We start from the raw sequence: 24,406 nt of genomic DNA, 5'->3' as shown, positions 1-24,406 counted from the left end.
CACAACGGGTGGATGGGCAAGCCCGTTGACGTTCAGGGATTACCCGGGGGGGCGCTGGAACCTCAATCGCGCGTCGCCAGCACCTGCATGTACTTCGCCACGCCGGTCGCCACGTCGGCGAACACATGGTCACATCCGGCGGCGCGCAAGGCCGTCAGGTCGGCCTGGGTGTAGCACTGGTACTTGCCGCGCAGGGCGTCGGGGAAGGGCACGTATTCCAGCAGGTCTTGCTGCACTGCCGCAGCCGCATCGGGCACGCCGCCGCCCTTGAGCGTGTCGACCACCGCCACGGCCACGTCGTTGAAAGGCTGGGCCCGGCCGGTGCCGAGGTTGAACACGCCGGACTTGTCCGGGTGGTCGTAGAACCACAGGTTGACGGCCACCACGTCGTCGACGAAGACGAAGTCGCGCGTCTGCTCGCCGGGCCCATAGCCACCGTACTCCCCGAACAGCTTGACCTTGCCGTGGTCGCGGAACTGGTTGAACTGGTGGAAGGCCACGCTCGCCATGCGGCCCTTGTGCTGCTCGCGCGGGCCGTAGACGTTGAAGTAGCGGAAGCCCACCACCTGCTTCCTGTTGCGCTTGAAGTTCTCGGTCTCGCGCCGCATGCGCTGGTCGAACAGCAGCTTGCTGTAGCCGTAGACGTTCAGCGGCAGCTCGAACTGCGGCGTTTCCTGGAAGGTGTCGCTGCCGCCGTAGACCGCGGCGGACGACGCATACAGCATGCGCGTGCCGTGCTGCTCGCAGGCCTCGAACAGCGCCATGGACACGCCGTAGTTGTTGTCCATCATGTACTTGCCGTCCGACTCCATCGTGTCGCTGCAGGCGCCCTCGTGGAACACGGCTTCGACCTTGCCGAACACGCCTTCGGCAAACATCGCATAGAAGTTGTCGGCATCGACGTAGTCGGCGATGCGCAGGTCGGCGAGGTTGCGGAACTTGTCGCCTTGCGTCAGGTCGTCGACGGCGATGATGTCGTCGATGCCGCGGGCGTTGAGGCCCTTGACGATGTTGGATCCGATGAAACCGGCCGCGCCGGTGACGACTACGCGGGTCATGAGAACAGTTCCTGGTAAGAGACGGTGGCGGTGCCGAACTTGCCCACCACGATGCCGCCGGCCTTGTTGGCGATCGGCACGGCCTCGCGCAGACTCAGGCCCGCGGCGGCCATGGTCGCCAGCGTGGCGATGACGGTGTCGCCGGCGCCGGTGACGTCGAACACTTCGCGCGCCTGCGCCTTGACGGTGAATTCGCCCTGCGCGTCGAACAAGGTCATGCCTTCCTCGCTGCGCGTGAGCAGCAGCGCATCGAGGTCGAGCTCGGCGCGCAGCTTGTGCGCCTTGGCGTTCAGTTCGGCCTCGCTGCTCCAGCGGCCGATCACGTCCTGCAGTTCGGCGCGGTTGGGCGTGATGACGCTGGCGCCGCGGTAGCGGCCGTAGTCGTGGCCCTTGGGGTCGACCAGCACGGTCTTGCCGGCGCCGCGGGCCGCCGCGATCATGGCGGGGATGTGGGCGAGGCCGCCCTTGCCGTAGTCGGAGAACAGCACCGCGTCCTGCGCGTCGACGAGGCCGGCGAAGGCTTCGTTCTGCAGCGCCAGCACCTCGTGGTCGGGCTCGTTCTCGAAGTCCATGCGCAGCAACTGCTGCTGCCGGCCGATGACGCGCAGCTTGACGGTGGTGCGCAGGCCCGGGTCGCGCTTCAAGTGCGTGCGGATGCCGGTCTCGGTCAGCAGCTTCTCGAGGCGGTGCCCCGGCTCGTCGTCGCCCACCACGCCCAGGAAGCTGGCCTGCGCGCCCAGCGTGCTGACGTTGTAGGCCACGTTGGCGGCGGCGCCGATGCGCTCTTCCTCGCGCGACACCTTGACCACCGGCACCGGGGCTTCCGGCGAGATGCGTTCGACGGCGCCGTGCCAGTAGCGGTCCAGCATGGCGTCGCCCACCACCAGCACGCGGGCCGCGGCGATCTGTTGTTGGCTCGGGTTCATAGTTCTTCCACCCTTCGTGCGGGGTAGCTGTCCCAGGATTGGCAGCCGGGACATTGCCAGAAATGCGTCTTGGCCTCGAAGCCGCAGGCGGCGCAGCGGTAGCGCGTGAGCGGCTTCACGGCGTGGTCCAGCGCGCGCTGCACGTCCGGATGGAACTGCTCGTGCTCCAGCTTCTCGCCGGCGATCCACTTGGCGGCGGCGACCAGCGAGGGCTCGCGCTTGAGGTGTTCGACGTAGCGGTTGCGGGCTTTCTCGGCGTCGGCGTCCAGGCTGGCGATGCCATCCAGCACGTCGAGCGAAGGCGTGTGTTCGTAGCTGCCTTCGAGGATGGCGCGGGCTTCCGCCTCGCGGCCGCAGGCCGCGGCCACGTCCGTCAGGGGCTTGGCCACCAGCGGCACCGAAGAGGGCACCACCTGCGCCAGCTCGGACAGCAGCGTCCAGGCGCCCTGCGGGTCGCCGGCGCGGCGGGCGAGCGCCGCCAGTTCCATGCGGGGGCGCGGCGCCTTGGGCGCGATCTTCATCGCGCGCTCCAGCAGTTCGCGTGCCGCCTCGGGCGCGGCGCTGGTGGCCTGCTCGCACAGGTAGTGCGCCAGGCGGCCGGCGAACTGGCCGCCGCTGCCGGCCGCTTCGAGCTTGCGGGCGATCTCGGCGGCCTGCGGCCAGTCGCGCGAACGCTCGTAGATGGCCAGCAGCGCGAGCAGGGCCTGTTCCTCGTAGGCGCTGCCTTCGAGCTTGCGCAGGGCTTCCTCGGCCCGATCGAGCAGGCCGGCCTTCAGGAAGTCGAGGGCGAGGGCATGCTGGGCGCGATGGCGGTCGGCGCGCGAGAGGTCGGCGCGCGACAGCAGGTGCTCGTGCACGCGCACGGCCCGCTCGTACTCGCCGCGGCGGCGAAACAGGTTGCCCAGCGCGAAGTGCAGCTCGGAGGTGTCGGGGTCGTTCTGCACGGCCTCGATGAAGGCGTCGATGGCCTGGTCCTGCTGTTCGTTCAGCAGGAAGTTCAGGCCGCGGAAGTAGGCCTTGGGCGCGAGGCGGTTCTCGATGCGCAGCTGGCGCAGGTCCAGGCGCGAGGCGAGCCAGCCCAGGCCGAAGGCGATCGGCAGGCCCCAGAGCAGCCAGGTGAGGTCAAAGTCCATGCGGGTTGCCGGAGCGCGTCTGCGGCCCGATCAGCGTGCTGGCGTTGGCGTCGTCGCGCGCCAGGCGCATCGCGCGGCGGTGCGCCAGCCAGCGCGGCACCATGCCCAGGGCGCCGATGGCCAGCCCGGCGGCAAAGGCGGCGAGCACCACCAGCACCAGCGGCGCCGTCCAGTGGGTGCCGAAGAAGAAGTGGACGGTGACGTCCTGCTGGTTGTTCAGCGCGAAGGCGAACAGCGTAAAAAAAATGGCTGCCTTGAGCAGCCATGCGAGGTATTTCATTTGGCCCTTCCGGAGTCCAAATTCTAGGGCCTAGCCCTTTTTCTCCAACTCCTTGGTCCGCTCGTCCACCGCTTCGCGCAGGGCCTTGCCCGGCTTGAAGTGCGGAACCCGCTTTTCCGGGATGTGCACGCTCTCGCCCGAACGGGGATTGCGGCCCATGCGGGGCGGGCGGCGGTTGATGGAGAAGCTGCCGAAGCCGCGGATCTCGATCCGGTGGCCGCGCACCAGCGCTTCGCTCATCGCGTCAAGAATGGTCTTGACGGCGTATTCGGCGTCGCGGTGGGTGAGCTGGCTGAACCGGGAGGCCAGTTCTTCGACGAGGTCGCTTCGGGTCATGACGCTTTGCTGCGCAACGCATGACTTCGCCGCCGGCGCGGCGTCAATGACTGCAATGACCAGGTCATTGCGTCATCGACGCTGCGCAGCAGCGAGGTCATTCCGTCATTACTTGTCGGAGGAGTTGTCCAGCTTGGCACGCAGCAGCGCGCCCAGGCTGGTCGTGCCGGCGTTCTCGCGGGCGGACTGCTGGCTCAGGTTGGCCATCGCGCCCTGCTCGTCGATCATGTCCTTCTGCTTGATGGACAGCTGGATGTTGCGGGTCTTGCGGTCGATGTTCACGACGACTGCCGTGACTTCGTCGCCTTCCTTCAGCACGTTGCGCGCGTCTTCCACGCGGTCGCGGCTGATTTCGGAGGCACGCAGGTAGCCGATGATGTCCTCGCCCAGGTCGATCTCGGCGCCCTTGGCGTCGACGGTCTTGACCTTGCCGGTGACGGCGGAACCCTTGTCATGCACCGAGGTGAAGGTGGCAAACGGGTCGCCATCCAGCTGCTTGATGCCCAGGGAGATGCGCTCGCGGTCGACGTCCACGCCCAGCACGATGGCTTCGACTTCCTGGCCCTTCTTGTAGTTGCGAACCGCGGCTTCGCCGGTTTCGTTCCACGAGAGGTCGGACAGGTGCACCAGGCCGTCGATGCCGGCGGCCAGGCCGACGAACACGCCGAAGTCGGTGATCGACTTGATCGGGCCCTTGACGCGGTCGCCGCGCTTGGTGTTCTGCGCGAATTCCTGCCAGGGGTTGGCCTTGCACTGCTTCATGCCCAGGCTGATGCGGCGCTTGTCTTCGTCGATCTCGAGGACCATGACTTCGACTTCGTCACCCAGCGACACGACCTTGGACGGGGCCACGTTCTTGTTGGTCCAGTCCATTTCGGAGACGTGCACCAGGCCTTCGATGCCGGGTTCCAGTTCCACGAACGCGCCGTAGTCGGCGATGTTGGTGACCTTGCCGAACATGCGGGTGCCCGGCGGGTAGCGGCGGGACACGCCCAGCCACGGATCGTCGCCCATCTGCTTCAGGCCCAGGGACACGCGGTTCTTCTCGGTGTCGAACTTGAGGATCTTGGCGGTGATTTCCTGGCCGGCGGTGACCACTTCGCTCGGGTGGCGGACACGGCGCCAGGCCATGTCGGTGATGTGCAGCAGGCCGTCGATGCCGCCGAGGTCCACGAACGCACCGTACTCGGTGATGTTCTTGACCACGCCGCGCACGATGGAGCCTTCCTTCAGGGTTTCCATCAGCTTGGCGCGCTCTTCGCCCATCGACGCTTCGACGACGGCGCGGCGCGACAGCACCACGTTGTTGCGCTTGCGATCGAGCTTGATGACCTTGAATTCCAGGGTCTTGTTCTCGTAGGGCGACAGGTCCTTGATGGGACGGGTGTCGATCAGCGAGCCGGGCAGGAAGGCACGGATGCCGTTGACCAGGACGGTCAGGCCGCCCTTGACCTTGCCGGTGGTGGTGCCGGTGACGAATTCGCCGGACTCCAGCGCCTTCTCCAGGGACATCCAGGAGGCGAGGCGCTTGGCCTTGTCGCGCGACAGGATGGTGTCGCCGTAGCCGTTTTCGATGGCGTCGATGGCAACGGAGACGAAGTCACCGGCTTGCACTTCGACTTCGCCCTGGTCGTTCTTGAATTCGTCGATCGGAATGTAGGCTTCCGACTTCAGGCCGGCGTTGACGACGACGTGGTTGTGTTCCACGCGGACAACTTCGGCGGTGATGACTTCGCCCGCGCGCATTTCAGCGCGTTGCAGCGATTCTTCGAACAGGGCGGCAAAAGATTCAGACATTGAGTTTGCGGATTGCTCCGCGGGGGTTAGGTTGTCGATCCCCGTCACCAGTGCGCTGCTGCGCGAGAGGAGTGCCGGGGGCCTGGGTACTGCTTACTCGGAGAAGGGTTGCTTCTCCTCCCACCACCGAAGCACTTGCGCCACCGATTCTTCAACCGTTTGGCTCGAGTTATCCAGCAGGAGGGCATCCTGGGCAGGCTTCAAGGGGGCCACGGTGCGGTTGGAATCGCGCGCATCGCGGGCCTCGAGGTCTGCCCGAAGACCCGGGAGTGTAGCTGAAATCCCCTTTGAAATCAACTGCTTATACCGGCGTTCGGCGCGTTGCGCGGCGCTGGCCGTCAGGTAGACCTTGAGGGTGGCGTCCGGGAAGATCACCGTGCCCATGTCGCGGCCGTCGGCGACCAGGCCGGGCAGCTTGCGAAAGCCCTGCTGGAGCGCCACCAGGGCGGTGCGCACGGCGGGCAGGGCGGACACCCGGGAGGCGTTCATGCCGGCTTCCTCGGTGCGGATGGCGTCCGTCACGTCGGCCTCGGCCAGCAGCACCCGGCCGCCGGTAAACACGATCGGCAGCGTCTCGGCCATCTTGGCAATGGTGTGCTCGTGCGCCTCGTCCAGCGCCAGCCCGGCCCGCGTGGCGGCCAGGCCGGTGATGCGGTAGAGCGCGCCCGAATCCAGGTAGTGGTAGCCCAGGCGGTGGGCCACTTCCGAGGCCAGGGTGCCCTTGCCGGAGGCCGTGGGGCCGTCGACGCAGACCACGGGGATGTGCGGGGCGTCGGTTCGGCTCACGGAGAACAGCACCTCGAAGAAGTCCGGGAAAGTCTTGGCGACGCACTTCGGGTCTTCGATGCGCACGTGGGCGCCGCGCCGGTTGAAGGCCGCCAGGGCGAAGCACATGGCCACGCGGTGGTCGTCGTAGGTGTGGATGGACGCGGCGTGCCAATCGGCGGGCGGCGTCACGCGCAGGAAGTCGGCGCCTTCCTCGACCTCGGCGCCCAGCTTCCGCAGCTCGGTCGCCATGGCGGCCAGGCGGTCGGTTTCCTTCACGCGCCAACTGGCGATGTTGCGCAGCGTGCTGGGGCCGTCGCCGTAGAGCGCCATCACGGCCAGCGTCATCGCGGCGTCCGGGATGTGGTTGCAGTCGAGGTCGATGGCCTTCAGGGGCCAGGCGCCGCGGGTGACTTCCAGCCAGTTGGGGCCGCTCGTGACCTGCGCGCCCATCTGCTGCGCGGCCTCGACGAAGCGGATGTCGCCCTGGATCGAGTCGGCGCCCACGCCTTCGATGCGGATGGGGGCGCCCGGGCGCGCGGCGATGGCGCCGAGGGCGATGAAATAGCTGGCGGAGGACGCGTCGGCCTCCACGTGGATCTCGCCGGGCGACACGTAGCGGCTGCCGGCCGGGATGGTGAAGCGCTGCCAGCCGTCGCGGCGCACCGCGATGCCGAAGCGCTCCAGCATCTTCAGCGTGATCTCGATGTAGGGCTTGGAGATCAGATCGCCGACGACCTCGATCACGATGTCGTGCCCCGCCGACGGGCCGCCCCTAGGCGGGGCAGCCCCCTCGGGGGGCAGCCCGGACACGTTAGTGCCGGGCGTGGGGGCGCTATGACTCGCCAGCGGCAGGGCCATCAGCAGCGCCGTGAGGAACTGACTGGAGACGTCGCCGCGGACGCTGATCGGCGCGTCCAGTTTCAGTGCGGTCGCGGGGTGGATCTTCAGCGGCGGGTAGCCTTCGGTGCCCAGGTAGTCGATGCGGCAGCCCAGCTGGCGCAAGGCGTCGACCAGGTCGCCGATGGGGCGCTCGTGCATGCGGGCGACGCCGGAGAGTTCGAAGTCGCCGCCGAGGAGGGCGAGGGCGGCGGTGAGGGGCCGCATGGCGGTGCCGGCGTTGCCGAGGAAGAGGCGCTTCGCGGCGCCCTGGGTTCCCGCCTGCGCGGGAATGACGTGGCCCTGGATGCCGGTGATCTCGATGCTGGCGTCTCGGTGCACCACGCTGCAACCGAGCGCGCGCAGCGCATCGAGCATCACCCGCGTGTCGTCGGAATCGAGCAGGTCGTGGACGACCGTCTTGCCCGCGCTGAGCGCGGCGAGCAGCAGAACCCGGTTGGAGATGCTCTTCGAGCCCGGCAGCGTGACGGTGCCGGCGGCTTCCTCCAGCGGCGGGAGGTCCAGGAATGCGGTCGTGAACATAGCGGTCGGCGGCCGCGCGCGGCCGCCTGCTTACTTGCCTTTTTGGCCCATGCGCCAGTGCGAGCGGCTGTTCGAGGCCTGCTCGATCATGCCTTCCAGCTTCTCGCCCTGGGAGTCTTCCACCATCTGCAGCATGTTGAGCAGGCTGCGCTGGAACATCTTGGCCTGCTCGACGACCTCGAGCTTGTTGGCGAGCAGCACGTCGCGCCACATCTTGGGGTCGCTGGCGGCGATGCGCGTGAAATCGCGGAAGCCCGGGCCGGCCAGGGCCAGGAAATCCTTGCCCATCGGCTGGTTGATGATGGCGTGCATCAGCGCGAACGCCAGCAGGTGAGGCATGTGGCTCACCGCGGCAAAGGCGGCGTCGTGCGCTTCTGGCGCCATCTGCTGCACGTGGCAGCCCATGCCTTCCCACAGTTCGACGGCGCGCTTCAGGTGGTTGACCTGCGTCTTCGGGCCGGGCGTGAGGATCACCTGCTTGCCGACGTAGAGCTCCGGGTCGGCATGTTCGACGCCGGACACTTCCTTGCCGGCGATCGGATGCGCCGGCACGAAGGAACCGAGGTTGTTGCCCAGCACGCGCGTGGCCGCATCGACCACGTCGCGCTTGGTCGAGCCCACGTCCATGATCAGCATGTTGGACGTGATCAGGTGGCGGATCGCCTTGAAGGTCGCTTCGGTCGCCGACACCGGCACGGCCAACAGCACGAGGTCGGCGCCCGACACGGCCAGCAGGGCCGAAGGCGCCTCGACGTCGATGATGCCCATCTGGCGCGCGCGCTCGGTGGTGGAGGGCGACTTGCTGTAGCCCACGACGCGCTTGACCAGGCCGGCGCGCTTGGCGGCGAGCGCGAACGAGCCGCCCATCAGGCCGCACCCGATCAAACCCAGCTGCTCGAACTTCGCTGCCATTTTTCTTTATTCCCCGAGGGGGTAGGTGCCCAGCACCTTGTAGAAGGCGCAGAGCGACTGCAGGTCGGCCAGCGCGGCCGCCATGGGCGGTTGCGACGGGTGTCCCTGCAGGTCGATGTAGAAATAGTATTCCCACTGGCCCGAACGTGCGGGGCGGGATTCGAAACGGGTCATCGAGACGCCGTGCTTTTTCAACGGCACCAGGATGTCGTGCACCGCGCCGGGCTTGTTGGGCACCGAAACGATGAGGCTCACGCAGTCCCTGCCCGAGGCTTCCGGCACCTTCAGCGTCTGCGGCAGGCAGATCACGGCAAAGCGCGTGCGGTTGTACGCGTCGTCCTGGATGGCGTGGGCCGCGATGTGCAGGCCGAACTCGGTGGCCGCGCGATCGCTGGCGATGCCGGCCCAGGCCGGGTTGCCGGCCGCGAGGCGCGCGCCTTCGGCGTTGCTCGAGACGGCGCGCCGCTCCACGTTGGGCAGGTGGTTGTTGAGCCAGCCCTGGCACTGCGCCAGCGCCTGTGGGTGGGCCAGCACCGCCTCGATGCCGTCCAGTGCGTTGTTCTTGCGCAGCAGGTTGTGGCGCACCTGCAGGCTGGTTTCGCCCACGATGTGCAGCGGCGAATTGAGGAACAGGTCCAGCGAGCGGGCGACCACGCCTTCGGTGGAGTTCTCCACCGGCACCACGCCGAACTGCGCGGAGCCGCCGGCCGTGGCGCGGAAGACCTCGTCGATGCTGACGCAGGGCACGTGCTCGATGCTGCTGCCGAAGAACTGCAGCGCGGCCTGCTCGCTGAAGGTGCCGGCCGGGCCCAAATAGGCGACGCGCTGCGGCGCTTCCAGCGCGCGGCAGGCGGACATGATCTCGCGCCAGATGTGGGCGATGTTGTCGCCCTTGAGCGGCCCCGGGTTGGCGTCCTGCAGGCCGTTGATCACCTGCGCTTCCCGCTCGGGCCGGAACACCGGCGAGCCCTCGGCGCGCTTGATCTCGCCGACCTCGTTGGCCAGCGCCGCGCGGCGATTGAGCAGCGCCAGCAGTTCGCGGTCGACTGCATCGATGCCGGTGCGGAGCTCGGTGAGGGACTTGGCCATGGGGAAGGGGCTAACTATAAGGGACGCGGTGACGAATTCTTACGAAGAACGGGCGGTTTACGTCCGGATGGACGAAACCGCCCGTGGGCGATGGGATGGTGGGGTCGCGTTCGCGAACCCACCCTACGCTTCGGGCGTCTCTTCGCCCTCGGGAGCGGCCGCATCGTTCTCCACGATCCGCTGCAGCCCACTGAGCTTGGAACCTTCGTCCAGGCCGATCAGCGTCACGCCCTGCGTCGCCCGACCCAGCTCGCGGATCTCGCTGACGCGCGTGCGCACCAACACGCCGCGGTCGGTGATCAGCATGATCTCGTCGTCGGTGTGCACCAGCGTGGCAGCCACGACCTTGCCGTTGCGCTCGCTTTGCTGGATGGCGATCATCCCCTTGGTGCCGCGGCCGTGGCGGGTGTACTCGCCGATCGGCGTGCGCTTGCCGTAGCCGTTCTCGGTGGCGGTCAGCACGCTTTGCTGTTCGTCCTCGGCCACCAGCATGGCGATGACGCCCTGGCCTTCATCGAGCTGCATGCCCTTGACGCCGCGCGCCGCCCGGCCCATGGGCCGCACGTCGTTCTCGTCGAAGCGCACCGCCTTGCCGCCGTCGGAGAACAGCATCACGTCGTGCTTGCCGTCGGTGAGGGCGGCGCCGATCAGGAAGTCGCCCTTGTCCAGGTCGACGGCGATGATGCCGGCCTTGCGCGGGTTGTTGAATTCGTCCAGCGCCGTCTTCTTCACCGTGCCCATGGACGTCGCCATGAACACGTAGTGGTCCGCCGGGAAGCTGCGGAACTCGCCGGTGAGGGCCAGCACTACGTTGATCTTCTCGCCTTCCTGCAGCGGGAACATGTTGACGATCGGACGGCCGCGCGAGCCGCGCGAGCCCGCCGGCACTTCCCACACCTTCAGCCAGTACAGGCGGCCGCGGTTGGAGAAGCACAGCAGGTAGTCGTGCGTGTTGGCGATGAAGAGCTGGTCGATCCAGTCGTCTTCCTTGGTCTGCGTCGCCTGCTTGCCGCGGCCGCCGCGCTTCTGCGCGCGGTATTCGGAGAGCGGCTGGCTCTTGATGTAGCCCAGGTGCGAGAGCGTCACCACCATGTCGGTGGGCGTGATCAGGTCTTCGGTCGCCAGGTCCTGCGCGTTGTGCTCGATGGTCGAACGGCGGGCGCCCAGCTTGGTCTGGCCGAACTCGCTGCGCAGCGCGCCGAGTTCCTCGGTGATGATGGTCGACACGCGCTCGGGGCGGGCCAGGATGTCCAGCAGGTCGTCGATCTCGGCCATCACCTCGCGGTATTCGGTGACGATCTTGTCCTGCTCCAGGCCGGTCAGGCGCTGCAGGCGCATCTGCAGGATTTCCTGGGCCTGGGTGTCGGACAGGCGATAGAGGCCGTCCGACATCATGCCGAACTGGCGCTCCAGGCCTTCGGGGCGGTAGTCGTCGGCGTTGATCACGCCGCCGTCGGCCTTGGCGCGGGTCAGCATCTCGCGCACCAGCGCGGAGTCCCAGGAGCGCGTCATCAGTTCGGCCTTGGCCACCGGCGGCGTTGGCGACTCGCGGATGATGCGGATGAATTCGTCGATGTTGGCCAGGGCGACCGCCAGGCCTTCCAGCACGTGGCCGCGCTCGCGGGCCTTGCGCAGGTTGAACACCGTGCGGCGCGTCACCACTTCGCGGCGGTGCTGCAGGAAGACGGCGATCAGGTCCTTCAGATTGCACAGCTTGGGCTGGCCGTCGATCAGGGCCACCATGTTGATGCCGAAGGTGTCCTGCAGCTGCGTCTGCTTGTACAGGTTGTTCAGCACCACTTCGGGCACTTCGCCGCGCTTGAGCTCGATCACCAGGCGCATGCCGGACTTGTCGCTCTCGTCCTGGATGTGGCTGATGCCCTCGATCTTCTTCTCGTTGACCAGTTCGGCCATCCGCTCCTGCAGGGTCTTCTTGTTGACCTGGTAGGGGAGCTCGTCGACGATGATCGCCGTGCGCTGGCCGCGGTCGATGTCCTCGAAGTGGCACTTGGCGCGCATCACCACCCGGCCGCGGCCGGTGCGGTAGCCTTCCTTGACGCCGGAGATGCCATAGATGATGCCGGCCGTGGGGAAATCCGGCGCCGGGATGATCTCCATCAATTCATCGATGGTTGCTTCCGGGTTGCGCAGCAGGTGCAGGCAGGCGTCGACCACCTCGTTCAGGTTGTGCGGCGGGATGTTGGTGGCCATGCCCACGGCGATGCCGCCCGAGCCGTTGACCAGCAGGTTGGGCAGCTTGGACGGCAGGACCAGCGGTTCCTTCTCGCTGCCGTCGTAGTTGGGCCCGAAATCGACGGTTTCCTTGTCGATGTCGGCCAGCATCTCGTGGGCGATCTTGGCCAGGCGGATTTCCGTGTACCGCATGGCCGCGGCGTTGTCGCCGTCGACCGAGCCGAAGTTGCCTTGTCCATCCACCAGCATGTGGCGCATGGAGAAGTCCTGCGCCAGGCGGACGATGGTGTCGTAGACCGACTGGTCGCCGTGGGGGTGGTATTTACCGATGACATCGCCGACGATACGGGCCGACTTCTTGTACGGCCGGTTCCAGTCATTGTTCAGCTCGTGCATCGCGAACAGCACGCGCCGGTGCACCGGCTTCAGGCCGTCGCGGGCGTCGGGCAGGGCGCGTCCCACGATCACGCTCATCGCGTAATCGAGATAGCTCCGCCGCATCTCCTCTTCGAGGCTGACGGGCAGGGTTTCTTTGGCGAAAGAGGTCATGCGTTGGGAAGGACGTGCGTGCGCGAAACCGGACATTTTACGTCGCGGCGGACCCTGTCGCGATTGGGCAACAGAAGGCGGGAATTGAGGTTTTGTCCTACGGGTGCCCACTGGCCCAGCCGTTGATTGTGTAAGCCCCTATGGCACAATCAGCCGGACGTAACTGGTGAATTGGTCACTAAGGACGTAGTTTTGACGCAGCGCAGCTGCGAATCTTTTCCCCAAGAGGAGAACCATGAAGAAACTCAACAAAGTAGCGCTGATGTTTGCATCGACGGCGCTGCTGGCGGGCTGCGGCGTCATGACCCCGTCCACCATGCCGGCCGGCACCCGTGTCGTTGCCGCCAACGGTGGCAATGTCATCGACAACTGGCAGAACGGCACCGGCGAATACGTCTGGCGCAACGGCACGAACGAACTGTGCTGGCGCGATGCCAACTGGACGCCCGCCACCGCCGCTGTCGGCTGCGACGGCGCCCTGGTCCGCGCTGCCCCGGCTCCGGCCCCGGTCGTCGCTCCTCCGCCCCCGGTCGCTCGCCCGGCTCCGGCCCCGGCGCCCACCCCGGCTCCCCAGCCCCCGGCCGCCACCAAGGTGACCTACGCCGCTGACGCCTTCTTCGACTTCGACAAGGCTGTCCTGAAGCCCGAAGGCAAGGCCAAGCTGGACGACCTGGTCGGCAAGATCCAGGGCATCAGCCTCGAAGTGATCATCGCCGTCGGCCACACCGACAGCGTCGGCTCCGATGCGTACAACCAGAAGCTGTCCGTGCGCCGCGCCGAAGCCGTGAAGGCCTACCTGGTCTCCAAGGGCATCGAGAAGAACCGCGTGTACACCGAAGGCAAGGGCGAGAAGCAGCCCGTCGCCGACAACAAGACCGCCGAAGGCCGCGCGAAGAACCGCCGCGTGGAAATCGAAGTGGTCGGCACCCGCGCCAACCGCTGATACGCAGCTGCGTAAATCCGCACGAAAGGCCCCGCTTGCGGGGCCTTTTTTCATTTGGTGACCCGCTGAGCCAGCCACAATAGGCCCCTTCCATGACCACCGAAACCGTCAACGCCGACCCCGCGGAGCTGGCCAAGTTCAGCGAGCTGGCCCACCGCTGGTGGGACCCGGACAGCGAGTTCGCGCCCCTGCACAACATCAACCCGCTGCGCCTGCAGTGGATCGACGGCATGGCGAGCCTGAAGGGCAAGCGCGTGGTGGACATCGGCTGCGGCGGCGGCATCCTGGCCGATTCCATGGCCCGCAAGGGCGCCAAGGTCCTGGGCGTGGACCTGGCGGGCAAGGCCCTGCGCGTGGCGCAGCTGCACGCCCTTGAAGCCGGCACGCCGGACGTGGAATACCGCGAGATCAGCGCCGAGGCGCTGGCGGCCGAACAGCCCGGGCAGTTCGACGTCGTGACCTGCATGGAGATGCTGGAACACGTGCCGCGGCCCGAATCGGTCGTCCAGGCCTGCGCCACCCTGGTCAAGCCGGGCGGCTGGGTCTTCTTCTCGACGATCAACCGCAACGCCAAGGCCTTCGTATACGCGATCGTCGGCGCGGAATACGTGCTGAACCTGCTGCCGCGCGGCACCCACGAATACCTGAAATTCATCAAGCCCAGCGAGCTCGCCGGCTGGGCCCGGGCCGCGGGCCTGGGCCTGCAGCAGACGCAGGGCATGGAATACAACCCGCTGACGCGGCGCTACTGGCTCTCGGGCGATACGAGCGTCAACTACCTGGCTGCCACCCGCAGAACCTGATGTTCGAACAAGTGAGAGCGGTGCTCTTCGACCTGGACGGCACCCTGATCGACAGCGCCCCCGACCTGGGCGCCGCCGCCGACAAGATGCGCATCGACCGCGGCCTGCCGTCGCTGCCGCTGGAGAGCTACCGTCCCATGGCCGGCGCCGGCGCGCGCGGCATGCTGGGCATCGCCTTCGGCATGACGCCGGAGCACCCGGACTTCCCGACCATGCGCGAGGAGTTCTTCCGCAACTACGAGAGCTGCATGACGCAGCGCACCTACGTGTTCGAAGGCGTCGCGCAACTGATCGCGAACCTGGTGGAGCACGACGTGGCGTGGGGCGTGGTCACCAACAAGTCGATGCGCTTCACCGCGCCGCTCACCAAGGGCATGCCGCTCTTTGCGACGGCGCGCGCCGTCGTCGGCGGCGACACCACGCCGCACCCGAAGCCGCATCCCGCGCCCTTGCTGGAAGCGGCCCGGCAGGTGGGCGTGAAGCCGATCCAATGCCTGTACGTGGGCGACGACCTGCGCGACGTGCAGGCCGGCAAGGCGGCGGGCATGCCGACGGTCGCGGCGTTGTACGGCTACCTGGGGAGCCACGGCGATGTGGCGACGTGGGGCGCCGACGAACGCATCGACACGCCGCTGGCGCTGTTGAAGCTGCTGAACTTCCGGGTGCCGGCCTAACCTGCGTAGCCGCGCGGATTGCGGCTTTGCCAGCGCCACGAGTCGGCGCACATTTCTTCGATTCCCAGCCTGGTCTGCCAGCCGAGCACCTCGTTGGCCTTGGACGGGTCCGCGTAGTACTCCGCCACGTCTCCGGGCCGCCGCGCCACCACCTGGTAAGGCACGGGCTTGCCGCAGGCCTTGCCGAAGGCGTCCACGATTTCCAGCACGCTCGACCCACGCCCGCTGCCGAGGTTGAGCGTGAAGCCCTGGTTGCCGCCGAGAAGCGCTTTCAGCGCCGCCACGTGGCCCAGCGCCAGGTCCTGCACGTGGATGTAGTCGCGCACGCCGGTGCCATCGCGCGTGGGGTAGTCGTTGCCGAACACGCTAAGGTGCGGGCGCAGGCCCACGGCCACCTGCGAGACGAAGGGCATGAGGTTGTTGGGAATGCCGGACGGGTCCTCGCCGATCAGGCCGCTGGGATGCGCGCCTACCGGGTTGAAGTAACGCAGGATGCCCACCCGCCACGCAGGCTGGGCGACCTGGGCGGCAAGCAGCATGTTTTCGACGTCCAGCTTGGTCTGGGCGTAGGGGCTGCTGGGGCGCAGGGGGGCGTCTTCGCGCACCGGAACGTTGTCGGGGTCGCCGTAAACGGTGGCCGTGCTGGAGAACACCAGCGCCGGCGGGGTCCCGTTCGAGGCGTTCTGGATCGCTTCCGCCAGGCTCAGCGCCCCGGCGACGTTCTGCCGGTAGTAGCGCAGGGGCTGCGCCACGCTTTCGCCCACGGCCTTGAGGCCGGCAAAGTGGACGACTCCCGCCGGCGCGTGCCGTTTCAGGACCGATTCGACCCACGGCGTATCCAGAACGTCGCCCTTTTCCAGCAGCGGCGGCTTTCCCGTGAGCTTGTGCAGGCGATCCAGCACCGCCGGGTGACTGTTGGCGAAGTTGTCGAGGATGACCGGTTCGAGGCCGGCTTCGCGGAGCGCCACAAAGGTGTGGCTGCCGATATAACCGGCACCGCCGGTGAGAAGGATGGACTGCTGAGGCATGGGGTACCGAATATAGCCTTGCGGCCTTGAAAATCCGCCGCGTGGCTTAAGATACGACTTCCTGGGGCTGCACCGGTTTCGACGTGGGTTCGGACGCGCAGCAGGGCATGTCGAGGATCAGTCACCTCGTAAATCCATCTGAAACAAACCAACTGCGAACGATAACTCGTACGCCCTCGCCGCTTAATTGCGCGTGAGCCTTGCAACGGTTGGCCGATGGGCCGGGCAAGAGGCGCAAGCCTCGAGCTGCAAGGTTATTTACATTGGCTGGCCCCGATCCGGGTACCTTGGGTCAGGGCGAGAAAATAGGGTGCTGGCTGCCTTCCCAGCGTGCGACTGCGCGGAGTTGGCGGTGAGAACCAAATCAGACCGCTAAACATGTAGAACTGTTCGTTGAAGGCTTGCGGACGCGGGTTCAATTCCCGCCAGCTCCACCAATTCCCCGCGCCCGCCCCCTGGCGAGCGGCATGCGCCCAGGGGCCGCCCGTACAATAGCTCAGCTATGAGTACACCTGCGGCCCGGCTCCAGTCCAGGCACCACCTGCTGGGACTGCTGCTTTTGCTGGCGTCGCTCGGTCTGGTCGCCATCGACATCTTCTGGGGCTTCTGGGACCACGATTCGGGCTTCTACCTGAACCAGTCGGCCATGATGGCCGCCGGGCTCAAGCCCTTCGTCGACTTCATCACGATCTATCCGCCGCTGTTCAACGGTTTGAACGCGATTCCCGTGGCCCTGGGCGTCCATCCCTGGACGCTGCTATGGGCCGTGCCGCTGTTCTGGATCAGCGCGAACTGCCTCCTGACGGTGGCCTATCTCCGTCGCGCGACGCGAGAGCGCTGGCCGGCATGGAGCGCGTGGGTGGGCGGGATTGCCTTTGCGCTCTACTGCATTGATTCCGGCGGAAATCACAATACCCTGGAACACGGCGTCGTCTTCTTCGGCCTCGCATCACTCCTTGCATTCGAAGGCTATGCGGGATTGCGTTTCCTGGCCGTGGGCGCGCTGGTCGCGTGCGCCACGCTGTCCAAGCAGGTGGGCGTGCTGCTCCTCATTCCGTTCGCCACGCAGGTCCGCAGCTGGCGACAGGCCCTGCAACTCTCGGCCGGCTTCATTGCGCCGCTGGTGGTCTGCCTGGCCTGGCTGCAATTCGACGTCGATGCGATCGCCAGAAGCTTTGAGGCGCTCAAGGGTTACGTCGGCGACGACGAGCCTGCGTCAGGCCCATGGCTCCTGCTGCAGAAGTTCGTCGTCGTGTGCCTCACCGATCTCGGCCGGGCCCCGTGGATCTTCATCCAGTCGGCGGCTTGCTGGGGTCTAGGCATGTACGGCGTCCTGCTGCTCGTTCGGCGGCGCGAATACCGGTCGGCCGCCTGGCTGGCGGCTTGGATGCTGGTCGGCGCGATGTTCTATGGCGCGCGCGTCAAGAACAACTTTCCGCACTACTCGATCAACCTGTGGCCGCCCATCGTGGCGGTCGTCGGAACATGCGCCGCGGTGGTGCCTTCGACCGTTTGCCGCCGGCTGTTCCAGGCCGCGACGGCGCTCTCGGTAGCCTTTCTGGTCGTGTTTTCGTGGCGCATCCACGACATGGTCGGCAAGCCATATTTCACGCGCTGGGAGCACGGTGGAAACCTTTTCTTCCTGAAGCGGGTGGCCGAGGAGATCCGGCGCGACGTGTCGCCGCAGGCATCGATCACGCAGCTGGGCATGGAGGAGAGTGTCATCCTGTTCATGGCGGGGTTCCTACCGAGGAACAAGGATTGGGGTCCTTACCACATGGTCGCCGAACTCGAAGGTGACGGGATCCTGTTCACCGACTATGGGCAGTCGGAAGCCGCCCAACGGAAGAAGGAAATCCTGGCCAGGGGCTACAAGCTGGCCAAGGTGTGGTCTTCTTCGCAATGGGGGACCATCCAGCTCTACTGGAGATAGGCCTGCAGCCGGGCAATCGTTTATGCTGGCCGCAAGGGAGGGACATGGGCAAGACGCTGACGCGAGGGCAGGTACTCCAGGCGCGCCGGCGCCTGCTGCAGATGCATTTCGAGAGCGGCGTCGGACACATCGGCGGCAACCTGTCGTCCCTCGACGCGATGCTGCTCGTGTTCCACGAGGCGCTGGGTCCCGGCGACAGCTTCGTGCTGTCCAAGGGTCATTCGGCCGGTGCGCTGTACACGGCGCTCTGGAGCGTGGGTCGGCTGGCGGACGACGACCTGAAGCGCTTCCATCAGGATGAAACCCTGCTGGCGGGGCATCCACCAGCCCGGGGGATCGCGGACATTCCCTTTGCCACGGGCAGCCTGGGACACGGACTCTCCCTCGCGGCCGGCACCGCGCTTGGCTTCAGGCTGCGCCAGACGCAGGACTGCGTGTTCTGCCTCACGTCCGACGGTGAGTGGCAGGAGGGCTCGACCTGGGAGGCGCTGATCTTCGCCTGCCACCACAAGCTGGCCAACCTGTGCGTGCTGGTGGACCACAACCGGTTGCAGGGCTTCGGCGGCACCGCCGAAGTCGCCTCGATGGCGCCCCTGTGGGAGCGGCTTCGCGGCTTCGATGCCGATCTCTCGACGGTGGACGGGCACGACCTGGATGCGATGCGCGCCGAGCTGGGCAAGCCGCGCGAGCGACCAGCCATCGTTTTTCTCGACACCGTCAAGGGCAAAGGCGTCAGCTTCCTGGAACACCGCATGGATTCGCACTATCTCCCGCTCAGCGAGAGCCAGTACCACGCTGCGATGCGAGAGCTGGACGCGGCATGAGAAAGCAGCTTTGCGACGCGCTCGTGGCGCGCTCGGCCGACCCGCGCATGGTGTTCCTCACCGGCGACTTGGGTTTCATGGCGCTGGAGCCGCTGCAGGCGGCCATGGGGCAGCGCTTCATCAACGCCGGCGTGGCCGAGCAGAACATGGTCACCGTGGCGGCCGCATTGGCGCGCCAGGGACTGGACACGTGGGCCTACAGCATCGCCCCCTTCGTCTATGCACGGCCCTTCGAACAGATCCGCAACGACGTCGCCTTCCACCGTCTGCCGGTCAGGTTGATCGGCAACGGTGGCGGCTACGGCTATGGCGTGATGGGCGCGACGCACCATGCCATCGAGGACTATGGCGTGCTGCTCACCTTGCCGGACATGGCGGTCTTCGCGCCCGTTTTCGACGAGGACGTGCCAGCTGTGATCGAGCGCGCCGGGGCGTCGCCGACAGCTTGCTACGTGCGGCTGGGACGCGGCGAGCCGCCCGCGGGCTACGCGGTGCCGGCCTATGCGCCGTGGCGCCAGCTGACCGAGGGTGACGGCCCGGTGCTCGCGGCCGTGGGCCCGCTGGCAGGCACCTACATCCAGGCTTGCGCCGACGTGCCTGCGGGCCGGCGTCCACGCTTGTGGGCTGTCGCCGAATTACCCGTGACTGCGAACACCGTCCCCGCGGAATTCCTGACGCAGCTCCGGTCAACGCAGCACTTGGCCGTTGCGGAGGAACACGTCGCCCAGGGCGGTTTCGCTTCGCAACTGCTGCTGCACCTGGCGCGGCAGGGCGTGGCGACCCGCCGGTTCACGCACCTGCACGCCAAGGCCCATCACTACGAGCGGTACGGCTCTCAGGCCTGGCTCCGCCGGCAGTCGGGACTGGACCCGGCGAGCCTGCTTGCCGCACTGGACGTGGATTGAAATGTCGCAGCTGAACGATTTCATCAAGGCCCTGCGCGGCCCCGTCCTGGTCACGGGCGCCTCCGGCTTCATCGGCGCCAACCTGTTCGCGAAGATCAGCGCCGTACGCAACGACGTGTTCGGCGTAGTGCGGCGCGAAAGGAACTGGCGCCTGGCCGGAGCGCGCGACGAGCGCGTGATCGCCGCCGACCTGAACGACCCGGCGGCGGTGAAGAACCTGGTGGCCAGCATCGCGCCCGAGACGGTGTTCGACTGCGTGGCCTTCGGTGCCTACTCCTTCGAAACAGAGGCCACCCTGATCTACCAGACCAACTTCCTGTCGGTGATCAACCTGGTGGAGCATCTGGCGCCGCGCAACATCGCCGCCTTCGTGCATGCCGGCAGCTCCTCGGAGTACGGCAGCAACTGCACGGCCCCGCTCGAAGACAGCATCTGCGTGCCTAACAGCGCCTATTCGGTCTCCAAGGTGGCCGTGGCCAACTACCTGGCGTTCGCCGGCAAGCAGAATGCGTTTCCCTGTGTGAACCTGCGCCTGTACTCGGTGTACGGGCCGCTGGAAGACACGTCCCGGCTGATTCCCAATGTGCTGCGCAAGGCGCTCCAGGGCACGCTGCCGCCGTTCGTGGACGCGCGCACCTCGCGCGACTTCGTGCACGTCGACGACGTCTGTGCCGCCTTCATCCTGGCGGCCGCCAAGATGAACCCCGCCTTCTACGGCGAGCATTTCAACATCGGCAGCGGCGCCAAGACTACCATCGAGCAGCTGGCCGGCTTGGTGCGCGAGGAATTCCAGGTCGCCGAGGCGCCGCGGTTCGGCGCCATGGAGGGCCGCGCCTGGGACTTGGCGGAGTGGTACGCCGATGCGCGCAAGGCGCGCGAGCAACTCGGGTGGACGGCGGAGATCGGCTTGCGCGAGGGCTTGCGGGCCAGCGCCAACTGGGTGCAGTCGCTGTCCGACGCTGACATGTCCGCGCTGACCAAGAAGGGCGGCGCCGCCCGCAAGCGCAGCGTCTCGGCCATCATCGCCTGCTACAAGGACGAGCCGGCGATCCCGGTGATGCACCGCCGCCTGACCGACACCTTCCGCCGGCTGGGCGTCGACTACGAGATCATCTTCGTCAACGACGGCAGCCCCGACGACTCGGCGCAGGTGATCCGCGAGATCAGCCAGCGCGACCCGCACGTGCTGGGCATCACGCACTCGCGCAACTTCGGCTCGCAGATGGCTTTCCGCAGCGGCATGGAGTTGTCCACCAAGGACGCGGTCGTGCTGCTGGACGGCGACCTGCAGGACCCGCCCGAGTTGATCGAGCAGTTCTACACCAAGTGGGAAGAGGGCTGGGACGTCGTCTACGGCCGCCGCATCAAGCGCGACATGCCGTGGCACTGGGGCCTGATGTACAAGGCCTTCTACCGGCTGTTCGCGCTCTTCAGCTACGTGAAGATTCCGCTGGACGCCGGCGACTTCTCGCTGATCGACCGCCGCGTCATGGGCTGGCTGTTGAATTGCCCGGAGCGCGACCTGTTCGTGCGCGGGCTGCGCGCCTACGTGGGCTTCCGCCAGACCGGCGTCGACTACGTGCGGCCCGAGCGCATGTTCGGCGTCACCACCAACAGCTTCCTCAAGAACATCGACTGGGCCAAGAAGGGCATTTTTTCCTTCAGCAACACGCCCTTGACCATGTTGACCAGCCTCGGCGTCGTTCTGTTCGGCGTGTCGATGGTGGTCGCCGTCGTCGTCGCGTTGCTGCGCCTGTTCATCCCGGACATCGCGCCGCGCGGCGTGACCACGTTGATGATCCTCATCCTCCTGTTCGGCTCGCTGAACCTGTTTGCCATCGGCTTGGTGGGCGAGTACATCGCCAAGATCATGGCCGAGGTGAAGGGGCGGCCCCGCCTGATCCGCGCCGCGTTGATCCGCCACGGCGAGTCCACCAACCTGCTGCCGGACGGCAAGGCGTACTGAGCGTGCAGCATTCCGCGTCCCGCGCCTGTCCCGTGTGCGGCACTCCCGCGGCGCGGGCGCGCCTGTTCCTCGAAGAGAACCTGGACCGGTCTCGCCTGTCCGAATTCAGCTTCGCTTCGCGCAAGGTGCCGGAGTTCATGTGCCACCGGCTGGTGCAGTGCCCCACCTGCGACCTGGTCTACGCCGACCAGCCGCCCGGCGCCGATGAACTCGCGCAGGCGTACCACACCGCCAGCTACGACAGCTCCGAGGAAGCCAACGACGCTGCGGCCGCGTACATCCGCGCCATCCGCCCGGTGCTCGACGGCCTCGGGTCCCGGGGACGCGCGCTGGAGATCGGCACCGGCACCGGCGTCTTCCTGGAGCACCTGCAGGGCGAGGGTTTCCGGGATGTCGTGGGGGTCGAGCCGTCCGCCGCCGCCATCGCAGCGGCGCCACCGCACCGCCAGGCATGGATCCGCGCCGGCATGTTCGACCCGGCCGACTTCGAGCCGGAGTCCTTCGACCTGATCTGCTGCTTCATGACCATGGAGCACGTGCGCGACCCCGCCGCGGTGGCCCGCGCGGCCCTGCGCCTGTTGCGTCCCGGCGGCGCCTTCGTGACCGTCACCCACGACTACCACGCGCCGGTCAACCGCCTGCTGGGGCGGCGCTCACCGATCATCGACATCGAACACCTCCAGCTGTTCTCGAGCGACAGCCTTCGCTACCTGTTCGACGGCGTGGGCTACGAGCGATTTCGGGTGCGGGCTTTCCGCAACCGGTATTCGCTGCGGTACTGGATGCGCCTGACGCCGGTGCCCGCGGCACTGAAGAGGGCGTGCGACGCTGTGATGCGCAGTAGCGGGCTGGCGCAGATGAAGCTGGCCGCCAATGTCGGCAACCTGATCGCGGTCGGCAGGAAGCCGGGCGGCGCCGCAGGCGACCGGGCGTGATGGCCAGCCTGCGCGGCTTCCTGGAACGGCACACGGCCGCGCGTTTCGTGCTGGCCGGTATCGCCAACACGGCCTTCGGCTTCGTGGTCTATTCCGGGGCCATCCTGCTGGGCGTGCCGGTCTGGGGCGCATTGCTGGCCGGCGTCCTGGCCGGCGTGGTCTTCAATTACGTGACCATCGGAGGTTACGCGTTCCGCCAGTTGTCGTGCCGCAACTTCCCCTGGTTCGTGGCCTGCTACGCGGTGGTGTATCTCACCAATCTGGGCCTGATCGAACTGCTGGCGTTTCGCGGGCTGGGCGTGATCCTGGCCCAGGCAGTGGTGACGGTGCCCCTGGCGGTCCTGTCGTACCTGATGATGCGCTACCTGGTCTTCACCGGATCTGCGCAATGAACCCCGCCGAGCGCGAAGGCTTCAAGCCCGTCCCGGTCGTCATTCCGGGTGCGGCCCCGTGGAAATTTGCCCTGCGGTGCGTCGTCGACCTCCAGCTCGCCACGATCGTCAGGGCGCTGCGCCCAGCGCTGGCGCAATTGCCGCCCGGCGTCGTGCTCGACGTCGGCGCCGGCCAGTCCCCGTGGCGCGGATGGCTGCCCGCGCATTGCCGGTACATGGGCCTCGACGTCGCCAACGCGGGCGACTTCGGCATGGCGCACGGCGACGACATCACCTACTACGACGGCAAGCACATTCCTTTCGCGGACCAGAGCTTCGATGCGGCTCTGTGCATCGAAGTGCTGGAGCATGCGGAAGATCCCGAGGGCCTGCTGGCGGAAATCGCCCGCGTGCTGAAGCCCGGGGCGACGCTGCTGATGACCGTGCCGTGGTCGGCGCGCCGGCACCACATCCCGCATGACTTCCACCGTTTCACGAGCGAGCGGCTGCAGTCGATGCTGGCGGCGCAGGGGTTCGGCGACGTCGAGGTGCAGGAGCGCGGGGACGACGTGGGGGTGATCGCCAACAAGCTGCTGGTGCTGGCGATCCGGCTGCTGAAGTCGGTGTCGCCAAAGAACTTCCTGCTGAAGCTGCCATTCGGTTTCCTGTTTGGCGCGCTTGCCGCATGCATGGTGGCCCTTGCGCACGTGTCCGGCGCGCTCAAGCTGGGAGGCCGGGAGGATCCCCTGGGTTACTTCTGCAGCGCGCGCAGATAGCGCTCGACGGCGTTCACGCGCCGCCGATCTCGCGCAGCATGGGCTCGATCGCCTCGCACATCCGCTTCGCCAGCGGCGCAGTGTCCTGCGCCGAGCCTGCGCGCACCACCTGCTCCGCTGCCGCCTCCTGCGCCGCCAGCGCCTTGGCCGACACCCTTTCGGGGCTCAGCGGATTAATGCCTGCGCCTTCGAAGTCCGCGAAACCTGGTCCTCCGCAACAATGCCCAGCCAATGCGGATGCTCGGCTTTTCCACGAGCCTGACCATGCACCAGCACAGCAATCCAAGAACTGGCACCGCCAGCGGGCGGGCCGGCGTCGGCCCGAGGCCCATCAGCTTAGAGGCCGTTGGCGAGATGGTCGCCAGTTGTGAAACAGATAGACGCTGAAGGTCAGCTCTGACAGCAGGAAAACCGCGCCCGTGCCGGTGAAGATGCCGCGCATGGCCGAGGCGAAGAAAGACAGGGCGAGCGCAAGTGCAGCGAAGTGTGCGCCTATGAACAGCGGGTGCCAGATGGGGATGAACCAGTGGTACTGGGTCAGCACAGGCAAACGATCGCGACCAGTGCAACGCGGCTTGCCTTGCCGTGTTCCACGAGGTAAGCCAGGGACCCGATCAGCAGGAATGGAAAGTAGAGCGTGAAGTAACCCGGCAACTGGCCTCGGGCAGGGAGCTGCCCGAGCAAGCCCAGGACCGGAACCAGTGCGATGAGCCTATAGGAGAGAAGCGTGTTGAACCGCGCGAGCTGCCTCATCGTGAAGGCCGACGCCATCAGCACTTAGAACACGA

Annotated in this window: 24 protein-coding genes and 1 other RNA gene; 11 read left to right on the top strand and 14 right to left on the bottom strand. The window is 66.9% G+C overall.

Annotated features, from left to right (window positions below):
• Positions 1–62: 62 nt before the first annotated feature.
• The 10 genes from rfaD to gyrA form a co-directional block, all read right to left on the bottom strand.
• On the bottom strand, positions 63–1,058 hold the full coding sequence (rfaD, locus tag LZ009_RS09785; RefSeq protein ID WP_275697718.1) for an ADP-glyceromanno-heptose 6-epimerase: 996 nt from the start codon (positions 1,056–1,058) through the stop codon (positions 63–65).
• Positions 1,055–1,984 (bottom strand): D-glycero-beta-D-manno-heptose-7-phosphate kinase, encoded by a 930-nt coding sequence (gene rfaE1 / locus LZ009_RS09780; protein WP_275697717.1) that lies wholly within the window; start codon positions 1,982–1,984, stop codon positions 1,055–1,057. The genes rfaD and rfaE1 overlap by 4 nt, the downstream gene beginning before the upstream one ends.
• Complete coding sequence (gene lapB, locus LZ009_RS09775) at positions 1,981–3,117, bottom strand: lipopolysaccharide assembly protein LapB (protein WP_275697716.1); 1,137 nt, start codon at positions 3,115–3,117, stop codon at positions 1,981–1,983. Before lapB ends, rfaE1 begins: the two co-directional genes overlap by 4 nt.
• Positions 3,107–3,397 carry a LapA family protein gene (locus tag LZ009_RS09770; RefSeq protein ID WP_275697715.1) on the bottom strand — a complete coding sequence of 97 codons (291 nt, stop codon included), beginning with the start codon at positions 3,395–3,397 and terminating at the stop codon, positions 3,107–3,109. The genes lapB and LZ009_RS09770 overlap by 11 nt, the downstream gene beginning before the upstream one ends.
• Before the next feature lie 30 nt (positions 3,398–3,427).
• Positions 3,428–3,733, bottom strand: a complete 306-nt coding sequence (locus LZ009_RS09765) for an integration host factor subunit beta (RefSeq protein ID WP_275697714.1) — start codon at positions 3,731–3,733, stop codon at positions 3,428–3,430.
• 108 nt (positions 3,734–3,841) lie between these two features.
• Positions 3,842–5,569 carry a 30S ribosomal protein S1 gene (gene rpsA / locus LZ009_RS09760; RefSeq protein ID WP_275697917.1) on the bottom strand — a complete coding sequence of 576 codons (1,728 nt, stop codon included), beginning with the start codon at positions 5,567–5,569 and terminating at the stop codon, positions 3,842–3,844.
• 54 nt (positions 5,570–5,623) lie between these two features.
• Entirely contained in the window at positions 5,624–7,717 is a 2,094-nt protein-coding gene (locus tag LZ009_RS09755) for a bifunctional 3-phosphoshikimate 1-carboxyvinyltransferase/cytidylate kinase (protein WP_275697713.1), read from the bottom strand.
• Between the two features lie 30 nt (positions 7,718–7,747).
• Positions 7,748–8,629, bottom strand: a complete 882-nt coding sequence (locus LZ009_RS09750) for a prephenate dehydrogenase (RefSeq protein WP_275697712.1) — start codon at positions 8,627–8,629, stop codon at positions 7,748–7,750.
• Between the two features lie 6 nt (positions 8,630–8,635).
• Complete coding sequence (gene pheA, locus LZ009_RS09745; protein ID WP_275697711.1) at positions 8,636–9,718, bottom strand: prephenate dehydratase; 1,083 nt, start codon at positions 9,716–9,718, stop codon at positions 8,636–8,638.
• A gap of 123 nt (positions 9,719–9,841) precedes the next feature.
• Entirely contained in the window at positions 9,842–12,460 is a 2,619-nt protein-coding gene (gene gyrA, locus LZ009_RS09740) for a DNA gyrase subunit A (protein WP_275697710.1), read from the bottom strand.
• Between the two features lie 235 nt (positions 12,461–12,695).
• On the opposite strand from gyrA, the gene ompA reads away from it, so the two are divergent.
• The 3 genes from ompA (at position 12,696) to LZ009_RS09725 (ending at position 14,880) form a co-directional block, all read left to right on the top strand.
• Positions 12,696–13,403, top strand: coding sequence for an outer membrane protein OmpA (gene ompA / locus LZ009_RS09735; protein WP_275697709.1), 708 nt, complete (start codon positions 12,696–12,698; stop codon positions 13,401–13,403).
• Between the two features lie 92 nt (positions 13,404–13,495).
• Positions 13,496–14,206, top strand: coding sequence for a bifunctional 2-polyprenyl-6-hydroxyphenol methylase/3-demethylubiquinol 3-O-methyltransferase UbiG (gene ubiG, locus LZ009_RS09730; protein WP_275697708.1), 711 nt, complete (start codon positions 13,496–13,498; stop codon positions 14,204–14,206).
• Complete coding sequence (locus LZ009_RS09725) at positions 14,206–14,880, top strand: HAD-IA family hydrolase (RefSeq protein ID WP_275697707.1); 675 nt, start codon at positions 14,206–14,208, stop codon at positions 14,878–14,880. Before ubiG ends, LZ009_RS09725 begins: the two co-directional genes overlap by 1 nt.
• On the opposite strand, the gene galE is transcribed toward LZ009_RS09725, so the two are convergent.
• Complete coding sequence (gene galE / locus LZ009_RS09720; protein ID WP_275697706.1) at positions 14,877–15,908, bottom strand: UDP-glucose 4-epimerase GalE; 1,032 nt, start codon at positions 15,906–15,908, stop codon at positions 14,877–14,879. The two genes, LZ009_RS09725 and galE, sit on opposite strands and share 4 nt — an antisense overlap.
• A 63-nt stretch (positions 15,909–15,971) precedes the next feature.
• Between galE and ssrA the strand changes: the two genes are divergently transcribed.
• The 8 genes from ssrA to LZ009_RS09680 all read left to right on the top strand — a co-directional run bounded on the left by ssrA (position 15,972) and on the right by LZ009_RS09680 (position 23,618).
• Positions 15,972–16,345: a transfer-messenger RNA gene (gene ssrA / locus LZ009_RS09715) on the top strand.
• Positions 16,346–16,410: 65 nt separating this feature from the next.
• Positions 16,411–17,841, top strand: coding sequence for a hypothetical protein (locus tag LZ009_RS09710; RefSeq protein WP_275697705.1), 1,431 nt, complete (start codon positions 16,411–16,413; stop codon positions 17,839–17,841).
• Positions 17,842–17,885: 44 nt separating this feature from the next.
• Positions 17,886–18,665, top strand: coding sequence for a 1-deoxy-D-xylulose-5-phosphate synthase N-terminal domain-containing protein (locus LZ009_RS09705; RefSeq protein ID WP_275697704.1), 780 nt, complete (start codon positions 17,886–17,888; stop codon positions 18,663–18,665).
• Entirely contained in the window at positions 18,662–19,570 is a 909-nt protein-coding gene (locus tag LZ009_RS09700; protein WP_275697703.1) for a transketolase family protein, read from the top strand. Before LZ009_RS09705 ends, LZ009_RS09700 begins: the two co-directional genes overlap by 4 nt.
• 1 nt (position 19,571) lies before the next feature.
• The gene (locus tag LZ009_RS09695) at positions 19,572–21,536 is read left to right on the top strand and encodes an NAD-dependent epimerase/dehydratase family protein (RefSeq protein ID WP_275697702.1); all 1,965 of its coding nucleotides are present in this window, start codon (positions 19,572–19,574) and stop codon (positions 21,534–21,536) included.
• A 2-nt stretch (positions 21,537–21,538) separates the two neighbouring features.
• Positions 21,539–22,471, top strand: coding sequence for a class I SAM-dependent methyltransferase (locus LZ009_RS09690; RefSeq protein ID WP_275697701.1), 933 nt, complete (start codon positions 21,539–21,541; stop codon positions 22,469–22,471).
• Positions 22,471–22,863 carry a GtrA family protein gene (locus LZ009_RS09685; protein WP_275697700.1) on the top strand — a complete coding sequence of 131 codons (393 nt, stop codon included), beginning with the start codon at positions 22,471–22,473 and terminating at the stop codon, positions 22,861–22,863. The genes LZ009_RS09690 and LZ009_RS09685 overlap by 1 nt, the downstream gene beginning before the upstream one ends.
• Positions 22,860–23,618, top strand: a complete 759-nt coding sequence (locus LZ009_RS09680; RefSeq protein ID WP_275697699.1) for a class I SAM-dependent methyltransferase — start codon at positions 22,860–22,862, stop codon at positions 23,616–23,618. Before LZ009_RS09685 ends, LZ009_RS09680 begins: the two co-directional genes overlap by 4 nt.
• A gap of 13 nt (positions 23,619–23,631) precedes the next feature.
• Here the strand turns inward: LZ009_RS09680 and LZ009_RS09675 are convergent, their stop codons facing one another.
• The 3 genes from LZ009_RS09675 to LZ009_RS09665 form a co-directional block, all read right to left on the bottom strand.
• Positions 23,632–23,772: a hypothetical protein gene (locus LZ009_RS09675; RefSeq protein ID WP_275697698.1), complete on the bottom strand. Its 141-nt coding sequence runs from the start codon at positions 23,770–23,772 to the stop codon at positions 23,632–23,634.
• A 177-nt stretch (positions 23,773–23,949) separates the two neighbouring features.
• Complete coding sequence (locus LZ009_RS09670) at positions 23,950–24,162, bottom strand: hypothetical protein (protein ID WP_275697697.1); 213 nt, start codon at positions 24,160–24,162, stop codon at positions 23,950–23,952.
• Positions 24,156–24,389 (bottom strand): hypothetical protein, encoded by a 234-nt coding sequence (locus tag LZ009_RS09665; RefSeq protein ID WP_275697696.1) that lies wholly within the window; start codon positions 24,387–24,389, stop codon positions 24,156–24,158. The genes LZ009_RS09670 and LZ009_RS09665 overlap by 7 nt, the downstream gene beginning before the upstream one ends.
• Between the last annotated feature and the right edge of the window lie 17 nt (positions 24,390–24,406).

Origin of the sequence: Ramlibacter paludis (assembly GCF_022012305.1) — a bacterium.
In the GTDB taxonomy this organism is placed as follows: Bacteria; Pseudomonadota; Gammaproteobacteria; order Burkholderiales; family Burkholderiaceae_C; genus Ramlibacter; species Ramlibacter paludis.
Note: the sequence above shows the minus strand (reverse complement) of the source record. Positions and strands in the feature narration are given on the sequence as shown.